The organism is Rhizobium sp. J15 (genome assembly GCF_002531825.1).
Classification (GTDB): Bacteria; Pseudomonadota; Alphaproteobacteria; order Rhizobiales; family Rhizobiaceae; genus Rhizobium.
The window spans coordinates 1-1,051 of sequence record NZ_NWSX01000105.1 but is presented as its reverse complement, the minus strand read 5'-3'; the positions used below and the strand labels follow the sequence as shown (position 1 = coordinate 1,051).

At 59.3% G+C, this 1,051-nt stretch carries 1 pseudogene; it reads right to left on the bottom strand.

From position 1 onward, the window contains the following. Positions 1 to 959 (bottom strand): annotated as a pseudogene (locus CO670_RS32335) (IS256 family transposase); the annotation flags it as partial. Positions 960 to 1,051 lie beyond the last annotated feature (92 nt).

Genomic DNA, 1,051 nt, shown 5'->3' with positions numbered 1-1,051 from the left:
CCGACGAGACGGACGATGGCTTCGTCGTTCGGAAAGATGCCGACGACCTCGGTGCGTCGCTTGATTTCGCCGTTGAGACGCTCAATTGGATTCGTCGAGTGCAGCTTTGCCCGGTGCTCTTTCGGGAAGGTCATGTAGGCGAGCACGTCCTCTTCAGCGTCGTCCATGATGGTGGCAAGCTTCGGCACTTTCGGCCTGATTTGATCGGCGACACTGCGCCATTGTGCGGCTTGCTGCCTCCGGGGTCTCCTGGGCAAAGGCCGTCGCGATGAAGGCGGATACGACCCGCCTGCCGCTCTTTCCAGCATGCGCGAGCACGTTCCTCATGAAGTGAACCCGGCACCTTTGCCAAGTGGCATTGAGAACCTTGGAAACGGCAGCCTTGATGCCCTCATGTGCATCAGAGACAACAAGGTTCACACCACGTAATCCTCGACGTGTCAGCCTGCGCAGGAATTCCGTCCAGATCGGTTCGGCCTCCGAGGTGCCAACTTCCATACCCAGGACCTCGCGCCGACCGTCGTTATTGACGCCGACCGCGATAATGACGGCGACTGAGACGATGCGGCCGCCACGCCGGACCTTGAGATAGGTCGCATCCACCACAGGTCGTCGACAGAACGAGTCGAGATTCCCTGGATATACGCTTCCTGGATAACGGCCGTCAGAGCTTTCTCTGCCATGCGGCGCGGTTCAAGGAAGCTCGGAAAGTAGCTGCCTTTGCGCAGCTTCGGAATGCGAAGCTCGACGGTGCCAGCCCGCGTCTCCCAATCGCGGTCACGGTAGCCATTGCGTTGAGTGAGCCGCATCGGGTTCTTCACACCGAAGTCAGCACCCGTGGCCGAGCCGACCTCCAACTCCATCAGCCGCTCGGCAGCAAGACCGATCATCTCACGCAACAAATCTGCATCGGCACTCTTCTCAACAAGCGAACGCACGTTCATCATGTCATTGGTCATCGGTGATCTTTCCGTCAGGTTGGTCTTGAACAACCCGACCCTAGCGGAAAACACTGATGGCCGCCCGCAAAGCCGATCACCCGCTACAGCGC